Consider the following 22,733-nt stretch of genomic DNA (forward strand, 5'->3'; position numbering starts at 1 on the left):
CGAGGCGCCCACATTGCACAGAACATCTTAAAATGTCCCTGTAATCATAACTGATTTGATAATATTCTGCAAAATGTCATCGTCATATATGGGCACGGTTCACTCCTGGCGACATTTTTCCCGCAGGAAAACACCAGCCAGCCGTTCCACCGGAAGCCCCAGCGGCAGAACCTGTCCCCAGGCTGGCCCCGCCTGCCTGAGACGTTCCGCAGAAGCACCGATATCAAAGCCCACGACCGGCAGCCGGGCCTTCCACAACCAGCCCAGCGCATAGCACCATGTCTCGGGGGCAATGGATGTCACGAAACCAACATCCGCCTTCACATCCTCTATCAGGGGCAGAACATCCCTGTCCTCATAAGAGCCAGTCACCCTGATGCCCGCCGCAAGGCTGGCCGTGTCATCATGCGTACTTCCAACAACTATGAGTTGCAGAGGAAGCCCTTCCCTCTGGATGTGCTGCCCCAGCGCCAGAAGCACATCATGACCTTTCCAGCGGCTGATTCCCCCCAGAACCAGTATTTTCAGAGGCCGCTCCGGCGTTGGGAGGCGCTCACTGCGCAACAGGGGGCCTGATGCCCTGATCTGCCAGTCATCTTCCAGCGGCTCGATGCTGATATCCCCAAGGCCGGGCATGTGCCGCCTCAACCGAGAGGCCGCATCCATGGACGGGGCCACGATCCTGCGGGCCTGACGCAGCTCCCTGTCCGAGCGGGCCAGAAAAGCAGGCAGTGTCAGCCCATCATCCGCCAGCACGCTGCCCCGCCCCAGACATTCCATGCAGCCCGCCATGGAGGGTTCCCCACAATAGCGGCCATGCCTGTCCAGCAGTGCGATGCGGGGACAGAACCAGACATGGTCATGCACATGGACATCATACGGCACACCCAACTGCTGCGGCAGGTCACGCAGGCCCGGCTCATGGCCCAGCATATGGTGCCACACAACAAGACGGACGCCGAGCTGGCGCAGAAAAGCCAGCAGCACAGGCTGTTCTGCTGGCAGGGTGAACACCAGATTGGGGGCCTCCAGCCCTTCCACGGGGCTGACCACCCGGCAGCCTGTTTCCGTGGGCTCCAGAATGATGGGCAGAAGCCCCGCCTGCCCCAGCAGGGCCGCCTGCTCTCTCACAGCACGGGCCACCCCTCCGCCCCCACGATGCTGGAACAGGGCCACCGCTCCGACAAAACGCTCCCTATGCTGGCGCAGCCGCCGCCCGTCCAGCAGCCGGCGGTAATCCCGCAACGGATTCACCTTCTTCCACCGCTGTATGGCCGCATCATAGCCGGGATACAGGCGATTCAGTATGTCCAGATTGCGACGCAGGAGAGGCACTGCCTCCTGCCCGAAAGACCCATGCCCATGGTGCAGGACATAGACATCCACAGCGGCCAGATGGCGGAAGCCAGCCTCGCTAGCCCGAAGGCAGAAATCATTCTCCTCAGCATAACCCTGGGCAAAATAAGCCCCTCTCAGTTGCCCCACCTCGGCCAGACAGGCTGCTGCAATCCCCATGCAGAACCCGTTGGCCGTCGGCAGCTCCACCACCGGCCGGACACTTTCCGCCTGTTCCTGCAAAAGCCTGTCCATGGCGGCCAAGGCTGCGGGATCAGGCGCCGGGTTGTCACGCTCATGCGACGGATAGGATGTCAGCCCCCCCGCATTGGAGAAAGGCGTGACCGTCCCTGCCCGCTCAAGACGCAACCAATGGCACAGGCGCTCCACCCAATTGCCAGAAACGAGCGTATCACTGTTGAGCAGAATGACATCCCACCCGGCTGGCACAAGGGCCATTCCAGCATTGATGCTGCTGACAAACCCCTGGTTCGTCATCTGCCGGTGCAGGGTGATACGGCCCGCCGCCGCCAGCCTGTCCAGATGATCCCGAATCCCGGCATCCGGGGACGCATCATCCACGATGATGAGGCGACAGGAGTCCGGCATGGTGGCCAGAACGGAGGCCAGACAGGCCCGCACCTCGGCCTCCCCCCGATAGACCGGCACAATGATGGCACAGCCTGTCCCCACAGCGTCTTTCCGCCTGTCGGCCCCGCCGTGCTTCCGGACCATGCGGCACCCCGATTTCGTCCAGCCCTTCCTCCTGTTTCCCCCCTCTTCTGGCGTACGCATCAGCTGTACCAGAGCGGGATCAAGCGGAGCGCCCTTCAGCAGACGGTCATACTGATCCTGAAAACCGGTCGGGCGGTGCAGCAGGCGGGGCCAGTCCGCATAAGGCAGGTAAAAACCCCGGGGCCGTTGCAGCAGGGCCGTACTGCTGAAGGCTTCCGCAGGACGGTCCACCCGTAGCGGATCCTCATGCCCCTCCACCCACAACCATGGCAGAAAGTCCGGCTCACCAGGATACCACAACCAGCCCCGGACACCCTCCGCCTCCGCCATGACCAGCGACTGGCAACGTATCAGGGCCTGTATGTCGATCGGGCTCCCCAATACCGGCCGGTCATGACACAACACGACAAGCTGCTGACCCCGCCACCATGGTCCGGCCTCCTCCGGCACCAGCCGGGCCAGATCATGCACACCGGCTGTCACTGTTCCCAAACGTCGGCCATCCAGCACAAGGTCCACCGGGCCAACTGCACGCAGCCGCAGAGCCCCCGCATTGGACAGCACGGCCCAGCCCGGCACCCCGAGAGGAAAAGACAGGCTGTCCGCCAGGGCATGATGCTCCACCGTCAGACTGTTCCGGGACAGGACCTGCCCCATGATACGGGCCGCTGGCCCGGTGGCCCCGCATCGCAGATACCCTCCTGCCAGAGCCAGCCCGGCTTCCCGCAGCCCATACCGGGCCCACAGACGTTCCAGCCGCGGCAGGGCCTGCGGAATGGCACCACTCTCCAGCAGAGCCATGGCACAGGTAAAGCTGATATTGTCATCCCGCCCGGACAGCGCTTCGGCCCGCTTCAGCCAGAAGAGACCATCCTCCCGCCTGCCCTGGGTCAGGCAGGCCCGGCCTTCATCAAACGCAGTCTGGATGGCCTGCATATGCCGGGCTGTCCAACGGGCCTCATCCTGTACCCGGAGAAGACGACCATAACCCGGGATGAAGCTGGCCTGCATCTTCACCGGCTGATCCCGGTCTCCACTGCCGCCATGTCCATCAAGGCGGGGTCCTGCGAGGCCTCAGCAGAAGGGTCTGCCAGACTGTCCAGCAGGGTCTGTGCCTGTTCAATTCCCTGCCGTGCAGCCTGCCCCAGCCAATACCGGGCCTGCTCGCCATTCTCAGGCCCACCCAGCCCCCGAAGCAGGTAACGCCCCAGCATCATCTGGGCCAGACCATGCCCCCGTTGTGCGGCCTCCTCGAAACATTCACGGGCCCGCTCCAGATCGACCGGCACATCGTGACCACCCCCATGCATGGCACCAAGGGAGAAATAGGCCTCTGGCAACCCGGCCTCAGCGGCTTTCTGGTACAGCTCCAGCGCCCTTGCATGGTCCCGGCTTCCGCCCACCTGCCCTGTCACGAGCAGCTGCGCCACACTGACACAGGCTTCCGGCATACCCTGGCGGGCGGCCTTGTCCATCCAGAGAAAACCATCTTCCCTGTTCTGTGCCACGCCACGCCCTTCAAACAGCATACGGCCATACCAGTACTGTGCGTTGACGACACCTTCCCGTGCCAGACCCAGCCAGTAGAAGGCCTCCGTCTCATCTGCCGTGCCCCCTACACCCTGCGCAAGACAGACGCCCAGATTGAAGGCACCAAGCAGATTTCCACCTTCCGCCTGCTGCCTGAGACGCTGCTGGAGGCTGCGCTGTTCATCTTCCGGGCGGGTCACACCGGCCAGCACCAGATTGCCAAGGTCTGCATCGGCCATATGGTCCCCCAGCATAGCAGCATGGTTGAACCACTGGGCCGCTTTTCTCTCATCCCGTGGGACGCCGGTTCCTGTCAGATACAGCACGGCCAGCACACGGGCCGCAGGGGTATGATGCTGTTCAGCAGCAAGCTGATACCAGCGGGCGGCCTCCATCGGGCGCCGGAGCAGTTCTTCCCCCCGGATGTACAGGTCTCCCAGCAGGGCCGCTGCCTCGGCATCCCCGCCATAGGCTGCCCGGCGCAGCCAGCTTTCCCCCTGGATGACATTGACCTCTACCCCAACGCCTTTCAGGAGCATCAGCCCGTACCGGGCCTGGGCAGACGGAATGTTCTGCTCGGCGGCTTTCAGATAATGACTGGCAGACTTCCCGGCATCACGGGCCTGACCACTGGCACCATGCTCGTAAATCCACCCCATGGCAGCATTGGCCAGACCGATGCCACCCTCTGCGGCCTGCTGGAGAAGCTCCACAGCCTGCGCCCGCTGACTGTCATCCTCAGCCTCATCCAACAGGATGAGTCCCAACCCGAGCGCCCCCTGCAATGACCCGCCCCGCACAGCTTCGCCATACCAGTGACGTGCAGCCTGCCTGTCCTGCAGGTCATCAGGACCATGATTGAAAATATGCCCCAAAAGGGCCTGGGCCTCGACATGCCCGGCGGCGGCACTTTTTTCCGCCCATATGCGGGCCCGGGCAAAATCCGGCTTGTGGGCATCCATGGCATCCGTATCAAAACGCTCATAGAGGCCACTGCCTGCGGGAACGGTCCTGGCCGGGTCAAATCCGTCCGGCACACCCATGGCGAACAGCGTGGCCAGCGTAAAACTGGCCTCGCCAAGACCAGCCTCCGCCGCAACAAACGTCCAGCGGGCACCTTCCTCCAACGAAGAAGGCGTCCCCTGACCGGACAGATAACACTGCCCAACCCTGTATGCCGCCTCTGGAACGCCCGCATTTGCAAGTTTTGCGAAGAGGGAAAAAGCCTGTGGCGTTTTCCCCTCTTCCAGCAACCGGGTTGCCCGGGCAAGCCTGCGAGCTTTGGTGTCAAAAATGGCAAGCCTGCGTGCCATGGCCATGAGCCAACCTCCGCCTTTAAGAGGGCTCTCTCATACCCTCTGTTGCTGCGGGTACAACGCGACTGAACAGATATTTCAGGATCGTCCGCTTGCCGACATCAATATCGGCCGTCACTGGCATACCCGCACTGGGATGGAAGAAAGAAGGCTGACCATGAAGGGTATATTTGTCAATTCTTAGCCGGACACGATAGAAAATGACAGAATCACCCTGTTTCATCATGGCAGAAGGATCAATCCCGGCCCTGATGTTCCCCTCGACCATTTCAGGTGGCAGGAACGTATCGGCACTGATGATGCTGACCGTACCCTTCGCCCCGCCATACTGGACATAAGGGAAGCTGGCAAACTTGATGATGGCATGATGGCCCTGCCGTACGTAGGCGCTGTCCTGCGGGCTCATGAGAGCCTCCACCTCCAGCCCGCTGTCGGTCGGCTCCAGCGTCATCACCCGCAGGGTGGGTTCCACCGTCGCTCCGACAGAAATGGGGGCTATGGTCAGCACGACACCATCCTGTGGGGCCCGCAGATCGATTTCCTTCTGCTGGACACGCCCTTTGCGGTAGTCACTCCTCAGCTGATCCAGCCGCCGCTCGCCAACCACAAGCATTTCATAGATCTTCGTCTTCCATGACTGGATATAGCTTTCCCGCAAGGCCCTGAGGGCGCTCAGACGGTTTTCCGTAGCACCAGCCGTTTGCTGGGCAGAGATCAGCGCCCGCTCCGTATCCATCACGGCGTCCTGTGCCCCGAGGGTGGAAAGACGGGACCCCACGGCTTCTTTCTGCTCCCGTTCCCGCATGTCCAGCACGGCCTGCGTGACCTTCAGCTTGCTGGCATACATGGCCGCACTGGCCCTGGCCGCCTGAAGGTCGTTCTGCATTCCGGCGATGCGACGGTCAAAATCCGCAACGTGGGACTGATAATCCACCTTCATCTGCATGAAGACCTGCGCCTGCTGGATGGAGGCTGGCACGTTCATGTCTGCCTGATAGTCCCCATCGGAGGCCTGCGCCTTGAGCCGGGACACTTCCGCCTGAAGGGACTGCATCTGGGCGGAGAGATTCTCCATGTCCACATTGCTCAGTGTCGGATCCAGACGGGCCAGAACCTGACCTTTATGGACATATTCGCCAACCCGGGCATTGATCGATCTGACACGCCCCTGGGCCACAGGCTGTACCACCACGATGGGAGCGGTCGAGATGATCCGCCCCGTGACAGTCACGACCTTGTTGAGCGGGAACAGCGCCATGGCCGCCACGCTGGCCAGCACCAGCGACCCCACAAGCCACGTGATGTAGCGTGCCGAGGCCGTCATGGGCAGATTGACCATCCCCAGCGTAGGAGAATGGAACTCCAGCAGGGCTATGGGCATGTCCTCCGGGGCAAACGGATCATCCGCCTTGCGTGGCCCCTTGTGGTTGTCCTCATCCATGTTGGGGGCAGCCTGCTGCTCTGTCTCCTGTGCGGGGCCAGACCCGGTATGCCTGCTCTCGCTCATCATTCCTGCCCTCCTGAAGACGGACCATCACCTGCCTGTGCACCCTGCGAAAGATGCCGGTTCTGCTGGAGCCACAAGGTACGGTACACGTCGCAGCGTTCCAGCAGGACCTCATGCGGAGCAATATCAATGGCCCGCCCCTGATCCATCACGGCAATCTGGTCACAATCCACCAGCGAGGACAGACGGTGCGACACGATCACCATGGTCCGCCCCTTGGCCAGATTCTTCAGGTTGGCATTGACGAGGGCCTCGGATTCCGGGTCCAGCGCAGATGTTGCCTCATCAAGAATCATGAGTTTGGGGTCGGAGATCACGGCACGGGCAATGGCCAGACGCTGCCGCTGGCCACCGGAAATGTTGGTCGATCCTTCCTCGATCCACGTCTCATACCCAGCGGGCATACGCTCGATGAATTCCTCCGCACCAGCCAGACGGGCCGCCCGGATCACATCATCCAGTGTCAGACCCGGGCGCCCGGCGGTGATGTTGTCATGAATGGTGCCCCGGAAGAGGAAGTTGTCCTGAAGGACCACACCAAAAGACCGCCGCAGGTAATGGAGGTTGATCTCACGCAGGTCGACACCATCAAGACGCAGGTAACCCTGATATTCCCGGCTGACCCCCTGAAGAAGACGGGTGATGGTTGATTTACCAGACCCGGAACGCCCGACAAGGCCGAGCATGGTCCCGGCAGGAACCTCGAACGTCACGTTCGACAAGGCCCTGGTCGAAGCTCCGGGATAGGTGAAATTGATGTTGCTGAAGCTCAGCGCTCCCTTGATGGGCGGACGCATGCCGTGGGTCAGGGCGTAGGTTTCCGTTGGCTGATTGAGCACCTCGCCAGCTTCCCCCAGAGACACGGTCACTTCATTGAGGGACTCCATGATCTTGGCCAGACCGACCAGCGGCGAAGCCACACGGCCACCCAGCATCATGAAGGCCATGAGCGCACCGCCCTGCATGGTGTTGGCGTCCGTCAGCACCAGATAGGCACCAACCAGGATGATCCCCCGGTTGATGAACATGTTGAGCGGCTGCACCATCGTGCTGACCCAGTTGGCCAGACGCTGGGACGCCAGACGCCAGTGGATGACAACGGCCGTGCGATTGTCCCACGCTGCCCGCCGGGTATTTTCCAGCGCCAGGGTCTTGACGGTACGGATACCGGCCACGGTCTCATACAGTGTGGCTCCCCGCTGCATCTCCGCCCGGACCATCTTGCCCGCCACGCGGCTGACCACAGGCAGCATGATGACCACGATCAGACCGATGGCCCCGGCGGCAACGAGTGTCAGCCAGGCCAGGGTGGAGCTCATGTAGAACAGCACCGGCATGACAACCATCAGCATGAACATGTCGAGCATGGTGTTCAGCACCTGCCCGGTCATGAAGTCACGTACCTTGAAGATGGAGTTGAAGCGCCCCAGCACCTCACCAGCCTGCTGGCGCTCATAGAACTCCAGCGGCAGGGCAAGAAGGCGGTTGAAGGCATGGAGGGAGATACGGGCATCCAGCCGGGTACTGACCACCAGTGTCAATTCCTGCCGGGCGTAAGTCAGCAGCACTTCGTACAGGCTTAGAATGACGACAAAACCCGTCAGGGAGACCAGGGTCGCCATGGAGTGATAGTTGATGACCCGGTCCACCACCTGCATGACAATCATGGCCGGGAACAGTCCCAGAACGCTCAGCACCATGGAGGAGAAGACGATGTCCCGCAGGCCCTTCTTCTCCCGCATGACCATTTTGGCGAACCAGTAGAAGTCGAAATTGGCGTCCGCCTCGGATTCATCGCTGCGTTTCTTGATGAGGACGACATCACCCGTCCAGAGCTGCATCAGCCTCAGCTCATCAATCGGAACAGGTGGCTCTCCCTCGCCCTTGAGGGGGTCCCGCAGCCAGACAATACCCTTCTCAGGGTCCGTACGGACCAGCAGGCCAGCAGACCCATCCCTGAACAGAAGCACGACAGGCGGCGTGAAGCCCAGCTTTACGAGATACCGCCACCGCAGGCGCATCCCCTTGGCCACGGCCCCAAAATCCCTGAGCCAACGGACAAGGGTTGCAGGCGACGGAGACGACTCCCCAGGCTCTGCGGCAAAGTCGTGTATATCCAGCTCGATACCATGATACCGCGCCGCTGCCATGACGGCCCGCAGACGAATATAGACCGGGCTCACACGCTGTGGCCTGGCATTGCCATGGTCTGGCCCATGGGTATTGGACTTGTGGCCTCCAGCTTCCTGCCCGGAAGACTGTTCGCCAGTTGGAGGCTGGTTCTCCACAGAATATCCTTACCTTGTCTCTTCACCCGCATCAGGCGTTCTGCTGCCTGATACCCCACTCACATCATGCCAGACGGAAATCTATAGGCAGTTACAGGCCACAAGCAAGGGCACAATATGATTTGCTGTTACTTTTTGCTCATCTTGTGGTGCCTCCCTCTCTCCCCTTCCATTCTCCCAGCCAGCTCCCCATCTGGAAGGCACTGAACGGGGCCACCATGGCCTCCCTCTTGCCCAACAGCAGAAGGCCCCTCCATGCTGACACCTCCGCACCAGGCGGCATCCCTGCCGGATTTCTTTTACCGCCCCCTCACCCTGCCTGTTGCCACAGCCCCCCGCCTCGTTGCCCTGAATACGGACCTGGCACAACAGCTCGGCCTTGATGTGGACTGGCTGCACTCTGCCGAAGGGCTGGCCTTTCTCTCCCGCGGGCTGCTGCCAGGCCGGGATGACACGTCACTAGGGCCTGTGGCGATGGCCTATGCCGGACACCAGTTCGGCCAGTTCGTTCCCTCTCTGGGTGATGGCCGGGCCGCCCTCATTGCCGACTGCCAGATGGAAGATGGCTGTCTGGTGGAGCTCCAGATAAAAGGAACAGGCCCGACGCCCTTCTCCCGCAGCGGTGATGGCCAGAACACGCTGGGGCCCGCCTTGCGGGAATATCTGGTGAGTGAAGCCATGCATGCTCTCGGGATTCCTACCACAAGAGCACTGGCCGTATTGACGACCGGTGACATGGTAGACCGGAGCGAGGGCCCCGTGCCCGGTGCCCAGATCGTACGGGTGGCCCGCAGCCATGTCCGGGTCGGCAGTTTTCAATATGCTGCGGCGCATGGCAGGCTGGAGCATGTCCGCCAGCTGGCGGATTTCACCATCCAGCGCCTGTTCCCCGACCTCGCTGCGGAAGGGCCGGGCCGTTATCTGGCGCTGCTGAAAACCGCCATAAAACAGCAGGCCCAGCTTGTGGCACGATGGATGGAGGCCGGCTTCATCCACGGTGTCATGAACACTGACAACTGCGCCCTCTCCGGGGAAACGCTGGATTATGGCCCCTGCGCCTTCATGGACCGGTTCGATCCCATGAAACGCTTCAGCTTCATCGACAGGGATGGCCGCTATGCCTATGGCCGGCAGCCCGCCCTAGCCCTGTGGAATCTCAGCCGTCTGGCAGAATGCCTGTTTCCACTCTTTGATGACGATGAGGACAGGGCCATCGACCAGGCGCAGGAAGCCCTGCATGATTATGACGGGCTGTTCCACCATCACTGGCTGGCAGGTTTCCGGCGCAAGCTGGGACTGGAAACACGGGATGACCATGACATCCGCCTGCTGGAGCATGTTCTGGAAACCATGCATACCGGGCAGGCCGATTTTACGAACACCTTCCGCATGATGGGCTCCCCGGAAGTCGCCATCGACGGGGATTATTCAGCCCTGCGGGACCTGTTCCCCGGCAACAGGGGCCATTTCGACCTGTGCCGGACAGAAATCCTTCATCGCCTGACGCTGGAAACGCGCCCGCCAGAACTCCGCCAGAAAACCATGCAGGGCACGAACCCCCGCATCATCCCCCGCAACCATCAGGTTGAAGCGGCACTGTCACAGGCCATGACGGGCGATTACCGGCTGTTCCACAAACTTCATGAAGCCCTGAAGACCCCTTTTGCCGAGGCCGATGACGGGCTGGATGCTGCCCCCCGGCCAGAGGAGGAAGTCCACCACACATTCTGCGGGACATGACACTCCCCGCCACTGTCAGGCGGGGAAAGCTCTTTTCACTGCGTCAGGCTGCGGACACGCTGAAGGGCCTGATCCAGCCCTTTCGTCGAGAAAAAGAGCTTCATCGGCTTGCCGGAAAACGTCATGGCCGTGAAAACGGCCTTCGGCTCTTTCAGCAGGCTGGCCCATTGCTGGTCATCAAAGCTCAGGGGAACAAGGCACCCTGCCGGCAGGCAGGTGGAAAAGGAATAGACATCCCCTACAGGCTGGGAGGCGTTGGTCAGTGTCAGGCCACGAACCAGGTCCAGCCCGAAGGGCACCGTAGCCACACCACGCACCTGCGTTCCGTCAGTCTCAAGACGGATGCTCATGACCCGCCTGTGGGACCGGGGCTCCAGCGCCTGCTGCTGCATGGCGCACTGAACATGACCATCCCCCCCTGCCCCATCATCAGGTGCCAGGCAGGCCACATCCCAGTCCTGATAACGCTCCCGCAGGGAGCTGGCCCCGTTGGGCAGGCTGGACGCCGCATAGGCGGACACCCCCGACAGAAGCACACAGCCCCAGAGCCCCCCCAACAGTCGCACCGCCACACCACCTTTTGCCATGGTCTTTTTTCCGTCCCGAGCCATTTCAGTCGTCCGGCCTTATAGACCATAGGACCCTGCTGGTCACCAGCCTGTCAGTTGCTTTCCCACCAATGCCGCTGCGCCATCCGGGCGGCCGTGCCCACATCCGCCTTCAGTTTGGCATCGCCCTGCGAGGTCTGGATCACACGGTCCGTCTCGGCCTGTTTCCGGGCGAGATCGGCCTTGATGACGTCATCCTCCCGGCTGGCCCTGGTCTCCAGCATCTTCAGCTTGAGCTGCTCTTCCTTCAGCTCAAGCTCACGGCTGGCCTCCTTGTAACGCCGGTCATCCTGCCATTCCGCATCACTGCGGGAATTGCGGGCAGCCGCAATGCGGGCGGCACTGTCCGCTGCCTGCCGCCGCAACCTTTCCTGCCTCTGCTGCGCCGCCCGGGCAGCCTGCTGCTGGGCGGCCTCCAACGCCAGACGGCGCTGGTCCTGACTGTCCTGGATGCGCCCAAGTGTCTCGAGCTGGGCAGGGTCTGTCGCCTGTGCAAGGGCGGCACCCCCCATCTCCCAGGGAGCTGCCAGAACCAGAGCCAGCAACATACGATTCCATCCACCTGAACGCATCATTCCATCCTCCTCCGGGAAAGACTCTGCCTCAACGCTTCGGGCAGGCCGCATTGGGCTGGACACGGGTCCCATTCTCACCCGTTGACACCAGCAGTGCCGTACCGGGCCGGTATTCGCAAGTCCGGCCCACCTGTGTGGAGAGCAGGACATCCCCGCCAGCCCGGTCCTGGTAAGCAATCGTCACACCATCAACAAGCGTATGACCACCCACAGCCTGCCCACCCACAAGGGATCCCCCCAGGGCACCACCGGCACCAGCAGCCAGACCACCGCCCCAGCCAGCATGACCAGCACCAACGGCCAGACCACTGCCAAGAGCTGCCCCCAGAATGCCACCGACAATCTTCGCCGTATCGCGGTTACGGGAATTGTCCACGTTCACACGGGCAGCAGACACGGAAATGATCTGCACGGCACGGCCCCGCTGCACGGTATTGACCTGGGACTGGTCATAGACATCCGGCCGTGACTCCTGTCCCGGCGTCACACAGGCACCCAGAGCCAGAAAAGGTACGATCATGACAGCCATCAGGCCACGGGTTTTCAACATGGTCTCTCCACTCTCCAGAACAGCCCACCACAGAATACAGACAGGGCCATGAAAAAAGCCTTCCATTACAGGAACATCCCTCCAGGCAGCACCACCCGGGAAGGCCAACCATCCCTTTTTCCAGAAACAGGAACCCCATCGTCAAGCCGGATTCGTGCAAAATTCTTCCACCTTTACGGGACATCACCGGTCCGATAGTGAACCAGTTCATGTTTCCCTGACTGTCAGACGGACCCAGCCCCATGACCACTGCCAGCACCCTCCCCCATCTCTGGCTGCCCTACAGCCAGATGCAGACCGCCCCCATGCCGGTGGAGGCTGCCGCCACCTCCGGCAGCACCATCACCCTTGCGGATGGACGGACGCTTGTTGATGGCATCGCCTCATGGTGGACGGCCTGCCACGGCTACAACCATCCCCATATCCGGCAGGCCCTCGTCCGGCAGGCAGAAACGATGCCGCATGTCATGTTCGGCGGGATGGTCCACCAGCCCGCCATGACACTGGCCCGGCGTCTGTCAGACCGGCTGCCCGGCGATCTGGAGCGGGTCTTCTTCACCGATTCAGGGTCCGTGGCGATGGAGGTGGCAGCCAAGATGGCCATCCAGTACCAGCTCAACCAGGGGCGGGAAGGGCGGCACAGGCTCCTCTCCTTCCGGGGCGGGTATCATGGGGACACGCTGGCCATGATGGCCGTCTGCGACCCGGAAGAAGGGATGCACCGCCTGTTCGGAGAGGCCCTGACACCGCAGATCATTGCCGACCTCCCCACCACGCCCGGGACGCTGGCGGCACTGGAAACCCTTCTCTCCGAGCGGAGCCACGAGATCGCCGCCATCATCACCGAACCCCTCGTGCAGGGGGCAGGCGGGATGCTCTTCCACGGGCCGGAAACCCTCCGTCATCTCCGCCGTCTCTGCGATGACCACGGCATCCTGCTCATCATTGATGAAATCTTCACCGGGTTCGGCCGGACGGGGACATTTTTCGCCTGCGAACAGGCCGGGATCACGCCGGACATCATCACCCTGTCCAAGGCCCTGACAGGCGGCACCATGCCCCTCGCCGCCACCATTGCCCGGAAACACGTGTTCGAGGCCTTCCTCTCGGATGATCCGCTCCATGCCCTCATGCATGGCCCGACCTTCATGGCCAATCCACTGGCCTGTGCCGTGGCCAATGCCTCGCTGGACCTGTTCGATCAGGAGCCACGGCTGGAACAGGTCCGCTCCATCAGTGCCCAGATGGCAGCAGAGCTGGAACCCTGCCGCTCCCTGCCCGGCGTCAGGGATGTCCGTGTTCTGGGTGCCATCGGTGTCGTGGAGCTGGAAACGCTGGATGACCCGGAGGCCCTCAAGCGGGCCTTCATCGAAAAGGGCGTCTGGGTCCGTCCCTTCCGGCGCATCGTCTATCTCACGCCCGCCTTCACCATCACGCCCGATGAGCTGAGCAGACTGACCGGCAGCATCCATCATGTCCTGAAGGACCATCTGGGATGAACACCCTCCAGTCCGCCCTTCAGGCAGCCCTGCATGAGCGGGACCGCCAGCATACCCGCCGCCATCTTGTCCCCGTGGAACGGCAGGGCGGCTCTCTGCTCCGTCAGGGCCGGAAGCTGGTTGATGTCACCTCCAACGACTATCTCGGCCTTGCGGACCATCCCCTGCTGCGCCAGAGGGCGGCGGACTGGGCGGAACGGTACGGCACGGGCGCACGGGCCTCCCGCCTTGTCAGCGGTACCCTGCCCCTGCACACGCAGCTGGAAGAAAAACTGGCCCGCTTCAAGAAAAGCGAGGCGGCCCTGCTGTTCGCCAGCGGATGGCAGGCCAATGCGTCCCTGCTCCCCGCCCTCAACCACCTGTCCCGCCAGCAGACGGGCCATCCGGCCATCCTCTTCATGGACCGCCTGAACCATGCCAGCCTGCATCATGGCTGTCTGGCGGCCGGGCTGCGGCAGGTGCGCTTCCATCATAACGATCTTGCCCATCTGGAAACCCTGCTGGACCGCCATGCCGACCAGAAGGGCCTGAAATTCGTCATCACCGAGACTGTCTTCTCCATGGATGGAGACCGGGCCGACATCCCCGCCCTGCGGGCACTGGCAGACCGTCACGGGGCCTTCCTTTACGTTGATGAAGCCCATGCCACCGCCGTTCTGGGGCCGGGTGGGTGCGGCCTGTCCAGCGGGCTGGCGGACATCACCATGAGCACGGCCAGCAAGGCCCTGGGTGGAATGGGAGCCTTCGTGACGGGAAGTCGGGCCCTCTGCGACTATCTGGTCAATCAGGCCTCCGGCTTCATTTACAGCACGGCCCTGCCCCCTGCCTGCCTCGGGGCACTGGATGCCGCCCTTGAGATCGTCCCTTCACTGGAGGCTGAACGCCTGCATCTCCAGCATCAGGCCAGCCGTCTGCGCCAGCGACTGAATGATGCAGGGTGGAAGACAGGCCCCTCCAGCACACAGATCATTCCGGTCATGATCGGAGACAGTGAAACGGCCCTGCATGTCGCCCGCTCTCTGGAGGAAAAAGGATTCCTCAGCATTGCCATTCGTCCGCCCACCGTCCCGCCCGGCACGGCCCGCCTGCGGATCGCTCTGGAAAGCCGCCTTTCCGCCACCACCATAGACCAGCTCGGCGACGCCCTGCTGGACAGCCTGCGGAGTGTGACGCCCCGATGATGACGCTCCTTTTCCTGCATGGCTGGGGCTATGATGCCAGCTTCTGGACACCACTGCGGCAGCATCTGCCGGAATTCCGGCATGTCTGTGCTGATGCGGGCTATTTCGGAGCGGCGACACGGCCAGACCTGCCGGAAACTCCCTTCTGGGCCGTGGGCCATTCCGCCGGGGCCTGTTCCCTGCTGGCCCTGGAAGCACCGCACTGCCTTGGCCTCATCAGCATCAACGGCTTTGCCCGCTTCACCAGAGACGGGGATTTCCCGGACGGTGTGCCGGAACGCATCCTTCACCGCATGATCCGGCAGCTGGACCGTCAGCCACGGGATGTCCTGCACCAGTTCCGCCAGATGTGCGGAGAGACCGACCCCGTTCTCCCCACCACGCTGGACCATGAAGCCCTGAAAACCGGTCTTGCCGCACTGGCCGGGATGGACCACCGCCCCCTCCTGCCCCGCTGGGAAGGGCGTCTCCACAGCCTGCACAGCCCGGATGACCCGCTCTCTCCTGCCAGAAACGGGCTGGGTCCCGCAGCCAATGGCATCAGCCTGCCCGGCGGGCATCTTCTGCCCCTCACGCACCCGCAGGACTGCGCCATCCTTCTCAGGCGCATCATCAGGGACACCCCTCCGGCATGACATCCCACCGCAAGACCGACATTGCCGCCCGCTTTGATGCCGCCCACGATTATGAACAGGCGGCCTTCATCCAGAAACAATGCGCCCGGATGCTGACCGGGCGCATCCGCCAGAGCCATCTCCTGCACCCGCCCCGCCGGATTCTGGAATTCGGCTGCGGAACCGGCCTGCTGAGCCGTGAGCTGGTGACCGCTTTCCCGCAGGCGGAACTTCACCTGACCGACCTGGCCCCTGCCATGCTGGACAGGGTCCGCCGGACTCTGGCTCCTCTGCCCGCAACCGTGCATCTTTATGTCATGGATGGGGAACATCCCCAGCCACAGGATGAAACAGGTGGAGGGTTCGACCTCATCACCTCCAGCCTCTGCCTGCAATGGTTCGAGGACCGGGCCGGAGCCTTCCGTGACCTTGTGGCTCTCCTGCGGCCCGGCGGCCGACTGATGGTCAGCACCCTGCTGGCGGGCAGCCTGCATGAATGGCAGGAAAGCTGTGAAGCCGCCGCCATTCCCTGTGGCGTGCCGGACTATCCCACCCTCACGCAGCTTCAGCAGGACTGGCCACCGGGAGGGCATGGCCAATGGGACGCCTGCCCGCTCCATGACCCCAGCCCCTCGGCCCGGCACTTCCTGAAGGGGCTGCGCATGATCGGGGCGTCCCTGCCGAAAAACGGGCATCAGCCGACCCTAGGCCTGCGCAGGGCCATGCGCCATTTTGACAGCCATTTCGACCATGTGACCTATCAGGCCGCCTTCGGCGCCTTCCAGAAAGGACACTGACCACCATGCTCCTCTCCTCCCCCTCTCCTCTGCCACAGGCGGCTCCGCAAGGCGTTTTCGTCACCGGGACGGATACCGGCGTTGGCAAGACTCTCACCAGTGCCATCCTGACGAAAGCGTGGCAGGGCACATACTGGAAGCCGTTCCAGACCGGTCTGGCTGAAGAAGAAGGGGATACACCCACCGTCCAGCGTCTGACCGGCCTGCCGGACAGGCATTTCCTGCCCCCGGCCCATGCCTTTCAGGCCCCCCTGGCACCGGCTGCGGCCGGCCTGCTGGAAGGTGTGACGCTGGACCCTGACCAGCTCACCCTGCCCGCTGTCCCGCAGGCTCCGCTGATCGTGGAAGGAGCTGGTGGCCTCATGGTCCCCCTGACAGATACCATGCTGATGATCGACCTCATCGCCCGACTGGGCCTGCCCGTCATTCTGGTCACACGCAGCGGGCTGGGGACGCTCAACCACACGCTGCTCAGCCTGGAAGCCCTGTATCGACGTGATATTCCTGTCCTCGGCTTCATCACCAATGGGCCAGCCTCTCCCCAGAACAGCCAGACGCTGGAACGGCTGGGACGGACCCGGTCTCTCCATCACCTTCCCGCAATTCCCGGTACACCAGAGCCCCATGATATCAACAGGATAACGGGCCAGTTTCCGTCCTGGGAGGAAATATGGAACCTGAACAGTCCCCTTTAATCAGCATTGAGACTACATTTTTTTAATGTAATCTGCCCTGAAATTACCATTCCCTCACCCTTTGATCCCGGGTTAGACAGGGAACAAGACTGTATGGACAGGCGGGGTTTTGAAAGTACATCATGAAACTGCATCGTCGTGAACTTGTAAAAGCAGGTATGAGCCTCGGAGCAGGACTGGCTCTTGCAGGGGGACGCAGCCTGCGGGCACAGACAGTCGACGTCGCTCCGACCCATTTTGATGACGGTACCGTGCGCTCTCTGGCCCAGGCTCTGGCCGGCAGAAGCTACCATGCACCACCGAAGGACCTGCCTGACTCTCTGGCCCACATGACGTTCGACCAGTTTTCGTCCATCCAGTTCAATCCTGAAAAAACCCTCTGGGGACAGGACCATCTGGCCTTCGATGTCCAGTTCTTTCCCCGTGGCTATCTGTACAAACAACAGGTTGATGTTTTTGAGGTCGAAAATGGCGCCGCCCACCCCATCACCTGCACAGCTGACACATTCAGCAGCCGGGATTCCTCTCTGAACATCAGCGCCGGGGAGGGTTTCTCCGGCCTGCGCATCCGCTATGCCCTCAACCGGCCTGATGTCATGGAGGAATGTGCGGTTTTCCTCGGGGCTTCCTATTTCCGTGCCGTGGCAAAAGGGCAGAATTACGGCCTGTCTGCCCGGGGCTTTGCCAAGGATACCGGCACACCAACTGGTGAGGAATTCCCCGTTTTCCGGGCCTTCTGGCTTGAGAAGCCTGCTACGGGCAGCCAGTCCCTCGTCCTGCATGCCCTGATGGACAGCCCCTCCCTGACCGGTGCGTTCCGCTTTACCATCCGTCCCGGGGAGACGACCCTTTTTGATGTCCAGTCCACCTTCTTCCCCCGTGTGGACATCTCGGCAGGCGGCATCGCCCCACTGACAGGCATGTATTATTTCGATGCCAATGACCGGGTGCATGTGAATGACTGGCGACCTGCCGCCCATGACAGTGAAGCCCTCCAGATATGGACGGGCGCTGGCCAGAACATCTACCGCCCGCTGACCAACCCGACCGACCTCCAGCTCTCATCCTTCAGTGATGCCGGGCCCTATGGCTATGGGCTGATGCAGCGCAAACGGTCCTTCCATGATTATGAAGACCTCGCCCTGCATTACGAAAAGCGCCCCTCCTTATGGGTGGAGCCTGTCGGCAACTGGGGCAGGGGCAGTGTCAATCTGGTGGAGATTCCTACTCCCAGTGAAGTCAACGACAACATCGTATCCTTCTGGCGCCCCCAGTCCCCCATGAAGGCCGGGCAGAGCTACAACTTCACGTACCGCATGTACTGGGGCTGGGACACGCCATGGCCGACCCATCTGGCCCGCATCCATGATACCCGTGTCGGTGCCGTGACGGATCACCCCGACAGGGTCCAGTTCGTGCTGGATTTTGATGGTGAGCCGTTCCGTACACTTTCCGATCCGGCTTCCTATCACCTTGTCGCCCAGACATCGACAGGCAGCATCGGAGCCATCACACTCATGCCAAATCCGGACATCAATGGCATCCGGGCCTTCTTCCAGCTGACCCCTGGGGAGACGAAACTCTGCGAGCTTCAGGTCCAGCTGGCCAACATGCAGGGGCCTGTTTCCGAGACATGGCTGTACCGCTGGACCCCATGAGAGAGATGCAACACACGCAGCAGACTGCTTTTCTTCCTCCCGAATCTCCCCTGCCCATGCCCGTGCAGGACCTCCACAAGGCACCGGACCGCCATGGCCGGGCCTTCTGGCGGCTCCCTACGACCCCGACGCTGCTCTGGCTGCGGCGCCTGGCCGTGTTTGGGGCCGCTTTCCTCCTGACCGGCTACAGCGTGGTCAAGATCAACGCCGTCTTCAACTCCCTGGGGACAAGCACGCTAGGGATCATCATGCTGGGGCTGTTCAGTATCCTCAGCTTCTGGATCTCCCTGTCCTGCGCCTCGGCACTCGGGGGCTTCTGGGCCATGCTGCGTCATGGCGGGCTGGGGCTTGGCATCCGCCGCACCGGCCCACTGCCGCAACTGTCCGGCAAGACCGCCATCCTGCTCCCCACCTACAATGAGCCGCCCCAGAGGGTGATGACCAATCTCCGGGCCATGCTCAAGAGCCTTCAGGAGACGGGACGGGGCGACCATTTCGACATCTTCATCCTTTCCGACACGACTGATCCAGACATCTGGGTGCAGGAAGAGCAGGCCATTCTGGACCTCCACAAACAGGATTACGCCCGCAAGCACCTGTTCTACCGCCGCCGTTTCAAGAACACGGACCGCAAAGCAGGGAATATCGGCGAATGGGTCACCCGTTTTGGCGGGGCCTACCCGGCCATGCTCACCCTGGATGCAGACAGCCTGATGGATGGTGGACTGATTGTTCGCATGGCAGCCGCCATGGAACAGCATGAGCAGGTTGGTCTCATTCAAAGCCTGCCTGTCATCGTGGGGGGACAGACACTCTTTGCCCGGATGCAGCAGTTTGCCGGACGTGTTTATGGGCCACTGATTGCACAGGGGATTGCCTGGTGGCATGGCTCGGAAGGTAATTACTGGGGCCATAATGCCATCATCCGTACGCAGGCCTTTGCCGAGCAGGCCGGTCTGCCACACCTTCCCGGCAAGCCACCTTTTGGCGGGCATATTCTGAGCCATGACTTCATCGAAGCAGCCCTGATGCGCCGTGGCGGCTGGGCCATCCACATGGTTCCGGGTCTGAGTGGTTCCTATGAGGAAAGCCCTCCTTCCCTGACGGACATTGCCGTACGGGATCGCCGCTGGTGCCAGGGGAACCTTCAGCACGCCCGTATCCTCTTCACTAGGGGGATGCACTGGGTCAGCCGGTCCCACATGCTGGTGGGCATCGGTTCTTACATCATGTCACCACTCTGGCTGCTGTTCCTGCTCTTTGGCATTCTCATTGCCTTGCAGGCACATTTCTATCATCCAGAATATTTCAGCACACAGCGCAGCCTTTACCCACATTGGCCGCACGTGGATCCCATTCTGGCCCGGCTGGTCTTCATCCAGACCATGATCGTCCTTCTGGCCCCCAAGGCTCTGGCTTTTCTTGCCATCTGTCTTGACCCCAAAGAGCGGGAACAGGCAGGTGGTGTGGTACGGCTTGGCTGGTCCATTCTTCTGGAAACGCTCATTGGGGCACTCATTGCCCCGATTGCCATGCTGATCCAGACCTCGGCCATCCTGTCCATCCTGCTGGGCCGTGATTCCGGCTGGAAGGCCCAGAACCGTGACGATGGCAGCCTGCCCTGGGCTGATACGGTGCGAAAATACTGGTTCTACAGCCTGTTCGGCCTCATCCTGAGCGCTGCGGCGTGGTCCGTGTCCCTTTCCCTGTTCCTCTGGATGCTGCCTGTCCTGATCGGCCTGCTGCTGGCCATTCCTCTTGTCGGCTTCACCAGCAGCAGCCGGATTGGTCAGGCAATGCGTAAAGCTGGTCTTCTTCTCATTCCTGAAGAAACGGCGCCACCGCCGATCATCCAGAAAGCACATGAAGAACGGAATCACCCACATCCTGTAATTGTGGAGGCTTTTCACGCTCTTCGCAGCAGTTCAGCCCTGAGGCATGCCCACCTGCGGACACTGCCTCCCCCTCGGAAGCCAAGAGACCCCATCTCCGTGCCGCTGCTGACTGGCTCCCTGAAGCTTCAGGAAAGTGCGACTCTGGAAGACGCTCTGGCACAGCTGACACCAGCGGAGAAGGCTGCTGTCCTGAGCTGTGGCCATGACATTGCCATTCTGGCTGACCTCCCTGTCAGCACACCCAACCTTACAGATGCGCCACAGCACCACTGACGGTTATACATCTTGAACAAGAGTTGGGGCTGCCCTGATTTTTTTATGGGGCAGCCCCATTGTCTATAACGACGCAGAGCCCATCTCTACAGGCAGAGGTTTCCAGTCGGTATCCCACGGGACCGGCTGGGACCAACCACCATAACAGGCCCTTCGCATGGGGGGGGCGGGAGTAGGTTCATGTCCATCAACGTTGTTTACAAAACCACGGCACGCGCAACCGGTGGCCGGGATGGGTTTGCAGAGACCACAGACGGCAGCTTCCGTGTTGACCTTGGTGTTCCCAAAGAAATGGGTGGCAATGGCAAGGGCAATAACCCGGAGCAGCTTTTTGCTGCTGGTTATTCCGCCTGTTTCCTCGGTGCCATGAAATTTGTTGCTGGTGAAGAGAAGATCGAAATTCCTGCGGACACGCATGTTCAGGCTACAGTCGGCATCGGTCCCCGCTCTGACGGCGGTTTCGGGCTGGAAGTTGCCATTGAAGTGTCCCTGCCGGGTATGGACCGGACGAAAGCCGCTGAGCTGGTGAAGAAGACGGAGTTCGTCTGCCCCTACGCCAATGCTACGAAGGGAAATATCAAGACGGTCGTTACGCTGGTCTGATTAGTTGGAACAGGGCGCTGACCCAGCGCCCTGCCCTTCTGTCTTAAGAGATTGCTTCATTGTAGTGTAGCAATAGCCACGCTGACATCATGAAGGTCTCTTCTTGAATGTCGTAATGACAAGCGCCACTGCTGCCAGTAAGGTAACCCAGAACCCAAATCCAAACGTAATCTGGGATATCACCTTCCTGGCCAACACTCCCGGGTCAGGCATTGAGAGCGCTTGCTGGGCAGAAAATTGCCCGAACAATCCACCCAAACCATTCATGAGCCCATTTGTAGAGCTCTGCAGATCCTCAAAAAATGACTTTGCTTTCATATACATGAGGAAGGGCAGGCACGAGACCACAAGCAACGGTAAGAGATTTAAAAAGTTTTTTCTGGGAAACGACAACCACGGCGTGACCCAAGGTACGAACATGACCAACAGACCAACAACACGAAGAAATGTGAAGGAATATCCTATGCCATTCATGCCTATATCAGCTCCCAGAAGCTGATCAATAGTCACAGAAAATCCAGTATTCACAAAAGGGATCTTTTGATTGAAATAAAAAGCTGAAAAAAAGAAGTAAGAAATTTCCATAGCTGCAGTTACTACAAGAGATGGAAGCGTCATAAGTTCTATTTGCAGCTTCACATATGGTTTCAGATTATCCGAAAACCCTTCTCCCTTGTCCATGAGCCCCTTCCCAAGAGTGTGCAACCGTTCTTGAGCCAAGGTTTCTCGCGATATGGTAGTGATATCTGTTGCAACTCCCCCTGTCCCTTCCGTAAATTCCACTGTCTGATTGACTGAAGGGGCCACACTTCCCTGCCATGAGCCTGCAATTTGAAAGTTATATTGCGTACCATCTGCAACAATAATACCGGGTTCACTATCCGGAAGTTTGACAACAACACCACGCATGCCTATGCAATCTCCTATTTTAGAGAAAATGCAATGAATAACAAATCATTACATCAGTAAATGTTATACTTCTTCTAAAAGAAGCATGATTTCATCTAATTTATTTAACTATATGATTTGTGTATTTCTAATGTCAAATCAAAACAAGTGACACACAAAACAAACACTACCGTTTTTAATTTTATATTTACATTGTCTACAGCATGCTCTGCAGGCACGCTTCCCCACAATATAGCTCTGCTATTGACAAGCAGTATGCCGATGGTTCCGTATCAACTTATTTCTGATTTTGTGGGTATGGATGCGGGGGTAGGATTTGAACCTACGACCTTCAGGTTATGAGCCTGACGAGCTACCGGGCTGCTCCACCCCGCGTTGGTGGGTGGTTTTTATGGGGGTGGGTGAGCGAGGGGACCTGGCGGCGA

17 protein-coding genes and 1 tRNA gene are annotated in these 22,733 nt (G+C 60.7%); 9 read left to right on the top strand and 9 right to left on the bottom strand.

Features of this window, described 5'->3' with window-relative positions; translation table 11 throughout:
• Window positions 1–99: 99 nt before the first annotated feature.
• The 4 genes from CO583_RS09075 to CO583_RS09090 are packed head-to-tail and all read right to left on the bottom strand — an operon-like array spanning window position 100 to window position 8,573.
• On the bottom strand, window positions 100–3,081 hold the full coding sequence (locus CO583_RS09075; RefSeq protein WP_248630878.1) for a glycosyltransferase: 2,982 nt from the start codon (window positions 3,079–3,081) through the stop codon (window positions 100–102).
• A gap of 2 nt (window positions 3,082–3,083) precedes the next feature.
• A complete protein-coding gene (locus CO583_RS09080) occupies window positions 3,084–4,913 on the bottom strand; it encodes a tetratricopeptide repeat protein (RefSeq protein ID WP_248630870.1) in 1,830 nt (609 codons plus the stop codon).
• Window positions 4,914–4,935: 22 nt separating this feature from the next.
• The gene (locus tag CO583_RS09085) at window positions 4,936–6,426 is read right to left on the bottom strand and encodes an HlyD family type I secretion periplasmic adaptor subunit (RefSeq protein ID WP_086431839.1); all 1,491 of its coding nucleotides are present in this window, start codon (window positions 6,424–6,426) and stop codon (window positions 4,936–4,938) included.
• Window positions 6,423–8,573, bottom strand: coding sequence for a peptidase domain-containing ABC transporter (locus CO583_RS09090; protein ID WP_043559742.1), 2,151 nt, complete (start codon window positions 8,571–8,573; stop codon window positions 6,423–6,425). The genes CO583_RS09085 and CO583_RS09090 overlap by 4 nt, the downstream gene beginning before the upstream one ends.
• A gap of 393 nt (window positions 8,574–8,966) precedes the next feature.
• On the opposite strand from CO583_RS09090, the gene CO583_RS09095 reads away from it, so the two are divergent.
• Window positions 8,967–10,451: a YdiU family protein gene (locus CO583_RS09095; protein WP_248630871.1), complete on the top strand. Its 1,485-nt coding sequence runs from the start codon at window positions 8,967–8,969 to the stop codon at window positions 10,449–10,451.
• A 35-nt stretch (window positions 10,452–10,486) separates the two neighbouring features.
• On the opposite strand, the gene CO583_RS09100 is transcribed toward CO583_RS09095, so the two are convergent.
• The 3 genes from CO583_RS09100 to CO583_RS09110 all read right to left on the bottom strand — a co-directional run bounded on the left by CO583_RS09100 (window position 10,487) and on the right by CO583_RS09110 (window position 12,184).
• Complete coding sequence (locus CO583_RS09100) at window positions 10,487–11,038, bottom strand: invasion associated locus B family protein (protein WP_248630872.1); 552 nt, start codon at window positions 11,036–11,038, stop codon at window positions 10,487–10,489.
• A 74-nt stretch (window positions 11,039–11,112) separates the two neighbouring features.
• Entirely contained in the window at window positions 11,113–11,634 is a 522-nt protein-coding gene (locus tag CO583_RS09105; RefSeq protein ID WP_248630873.1) for a DUF5384 family protein, read from the bottom strand.
• A 28-nt stretch (window positions 11,635–11,662) separates the two neighbouring features.
• Complete coding sequence (locus tag CO583_RS09110; protein ID WP_043559746.1) at window positions 11,663–12,184, bottom strand: hypothetical protein; 522 nt, start codon at window positions 12,182–12,184, stop codon at window positions 11,663–11,665.
• A 242-nt stretch (window positions 12,185–12,426) separates the two neighbouring features.
• Between CO583_RS09110 and CO583_RS09115 the strand changes: the two genes are divergently transcribed.
• From CO583_RS09115 to CO583_RS09150, 8 genes are all read left to right on the top strand, one after another.
• Window positions 12,427–13,683, top strand: a complete 1,257-nt coding sequence (locus CO583_RS09115) for an adenosylmethionine--8-amino-7-oxononanoate transaminase (RefSeq protein ID WP_081562582.1) — start codon at window positions 12,427–12,429, stop codon at window positions 13,681–13,683.
• Window positions 13,680–14,864 (top strand): 8-amino-7-oxononanoate synthase, encoded by a 1,185-nt coding sequence (locus tag CO583_RS09120; protein ID WP_086442222.1) that lies wholly within the window; start codon window positions 13,680–13,682, stop codon window positions 14,862–14,864. Before CO583_RS09115 ends, CO583_RS09120 begins: the two co-directional genes overlap by 4 nt.
• Window positions 14,861–15,499 carry an alpha/beta fold hydrolase gene (locus CO583_RS09125; protein WP_248630874.1) on the top strand — a complete coding sequence of 213 codons (639 nt, stop codon included), beginning with the start codon at window positions 14,861–14,863 and terminating at the stop codon, window positions 15,497–15,499. The genes CO583_RS09120 and CO583_RS09125 overlap by 4 nt, the downstream gene beginning before the upstream one ends.
• Complete coding sequence (locus CO583_RS09130) at window positions 15,496–16,275, top strand: methyltransferase (RefSeq protein WP_248630875.1); 780 nt, start codon at window positions 15,496–15,498, stop codon at window positions 16,273–16,275. Before CO583_RS09125 ends, CO583_RS09130 begins: the two co-directional genes overlap by 4 nt.
• Window positions 16,276–16,280: 5 nt before the next feature.
• Window positions 16,281–16,970, top strand: a complete 690-nt coding sequence (bioD, locus tag CO583_RS09135; RefSeq protein ID WP_052349014.1) for a dethiobiotin synthase — start codon at window positions 16,281–16,283, stop codon at window positions 16,968–16,970.
• Window positions 16,971–17,092: 122 nt separating this feature from the next.
• Entirely contained in the window at window positions 17,093–18,628 is a 1,536-nt protein-coding gene (locus CO583_RS09140; RefSeq protein ID WP_154981317.1) for a glucan biosynthesis protein, read from the top strand.
• Between the two features lie 5 nt (window positions 18,629–18,633).
• Window positions 18,634–20,796, top strand: a complete 2,163-nt coding sequence (mdoH, locus tag CO583_RS09145; protein ID WP_248630876.1) for a glucans biosynthesis glucosyltransferase MdoH — start codon at window positions 18,634–18,636, stop codon at window positions 20,794–20,796.
• Between the two features lie 180 nt (window positions 20,797–20,976).
• Entirely contained in the window at window positions 20,977–21,399 is a 423-nt protein-coding gene (locus CO583_RS09150) for an organic hydroperoxide resistance protein (RefSeq protein WP_043559686.1), read from the top strand.
• Between the two features lie 87 nt (window positions 21,400–21,486).
• Here the strand turns inward: CO583_RS09150 and CO583_RS09155 are convergent, their stop codons facing one another.
• Window positions 21,487–22,308: a hypothetical protein gene (locus tag CO583_RS09155; protein ID WP_103791289.1), complete on the bottom strand. Its 822-nt coding sequence runs from the start codon at window positions 22,306–22,308 to the stop codon at window positions 21,487–21,489.
• A gap of 298 nt (window positions 22,309–22,606) precedes the next feature.
• A tRNA-Met gene (locus CO583_RS09160) sits at window positions 22,607–22,683 on the bottom strand.
• Between the last annotated feature and the right edge of the window lie 50 nt (window positions 22,684–22,733).

Source organism: Parasaccharibacter sp. TMW2.1882, from assembly GCF_023337635.1.
Classification (GTDB): domain Bacteria; phylum Pseudomonadota; class Alphaproteobacteria; order Acetobacterales; family Acetobacteraceae; genus Bombella; species Bombella apis.

Excerpts from the sequence above, each read along its gene's own strand:
- CO583_RS09085 (WP_086431839.1), bottom strand. The coding sequence starts at position 6,426 with ATGATGAGCGAGAGCAGGCATACCGGGTCTGGCCCCGCACAGGAGACA.
- CO583_RS09100 (WP_248630872.1), bottom strand. The coding sequence starts at position 11,038 with ATGGCAAAAGGTGGTGTGGCGGTGCGACTGTTGGGGGGGCTCTGGGGC.
- CO583_RS09130 (WP_248630875.1), top strand. The coding sequence starts at position 15,496 with ATGACATCCCACCGCAAGACCGACATTGCCGCCCGCTTTGATGCCGCC.
- bioD (WP_052349014.1), top strand. The coding sequence starts at position 16,281 with ATGCTCCTCTCCTCCCCCTCTCCTCTGCCACAGGCGGCTCCGCAAGGC.
- CO583_RS09105 (WP_248630873.1), bottom strand. The coding sequence starts at position 11,634 with ATGATGCGTTCAGGTGGATGGAATCGTATGTTGCTGGCTCTGGTTCTG.
- CO583_RS09120 (WP_086442222.1), top strand. The coding sequence starts at position 13,680 with ATGAACACCCTCCAGTCCGCCCTTCAGGCAGCCCTGCATGAGCGGGAC.
- CO583_RS09080 (WP_248630870.1), bottom strand. The coding sequence starts at position 4,913 with ATGGCACGCAGGCTTGCCATTTTTGACACCAAAGCTCGCAGGCTTGCC.
- CO583_RS09110 (WP_043559746.1), bottom strand. The coding sequence starts at position 12,184 with ATGTTGAAAACCCGTGGCCTGATGGCTGTCATGATCGTACCTTTTCTG.
- CO583_RS09155 (WP_103791289.1), bottom strand. The coding sequence starts at position 22,308 with ATGCGTGGTGTTGTTGTCAAACTTCCGGATAGTGAACCCGGTATTATT.
- CO583_RS09150 (WP_043559686.1), top strand. The coding sequence starts at position 20,977 with ATGTCCATCAACGTTGTTTACAAAACCACGGCACGCGCAACCGGTGGC.
- CO583_RS09075 (WP_248630878.1), bottom strand. The coding sequence starts at position 3,081 with ATGCAGGCCAGCTTCATCCCGGGTTATGGTCGTCTTCTCCGGGTACAG.
- CO583_RS09090 (WP_043559742.1), bottom strand. The coding sequence starts at position 8,573 with ATGGCAGCGGCGCGGTATCATGGTATCGAGCTGGATATACACGACTTT.
- CO583_RS09140 (WP_154981317.1), top strand. The coding sequence starts at position 17,093 with ATGAAACTGCATCGTCGTGAACTTGTAAAAGCAGGTATGAGCCTCGGA.
- mdoH (WP_248630876.1), top strand. The coding sequence starts at position 18,634 with ATGCAACACACGCAGCAGACTGCTTTTCTTCCTCCCGAATCTCCCCTG.
- CO583_RS09095 (WP_248630871.1), top strand. The coding sequence starts at position 8,967 with ATGCTGACACCTCCGCACCAGGCGGCATCCCTGCCGGATTTCTTTTAC.
- CO583_RS09115 (WP_081562582.1), top strand. The coding sequence starts at position 12,427 with ATGACCACTGCCAGCACCCTCCCCCATCTCTGGCTGCCCTACAGCCAG.
- CO583_RS09125 (WP_248630874.1), top strand. The coding sequence starts at position 14,861 with ATGATGACGCTCCTTTTCCTGCATGGCTGGGGCTATGATGCCAGCTTC.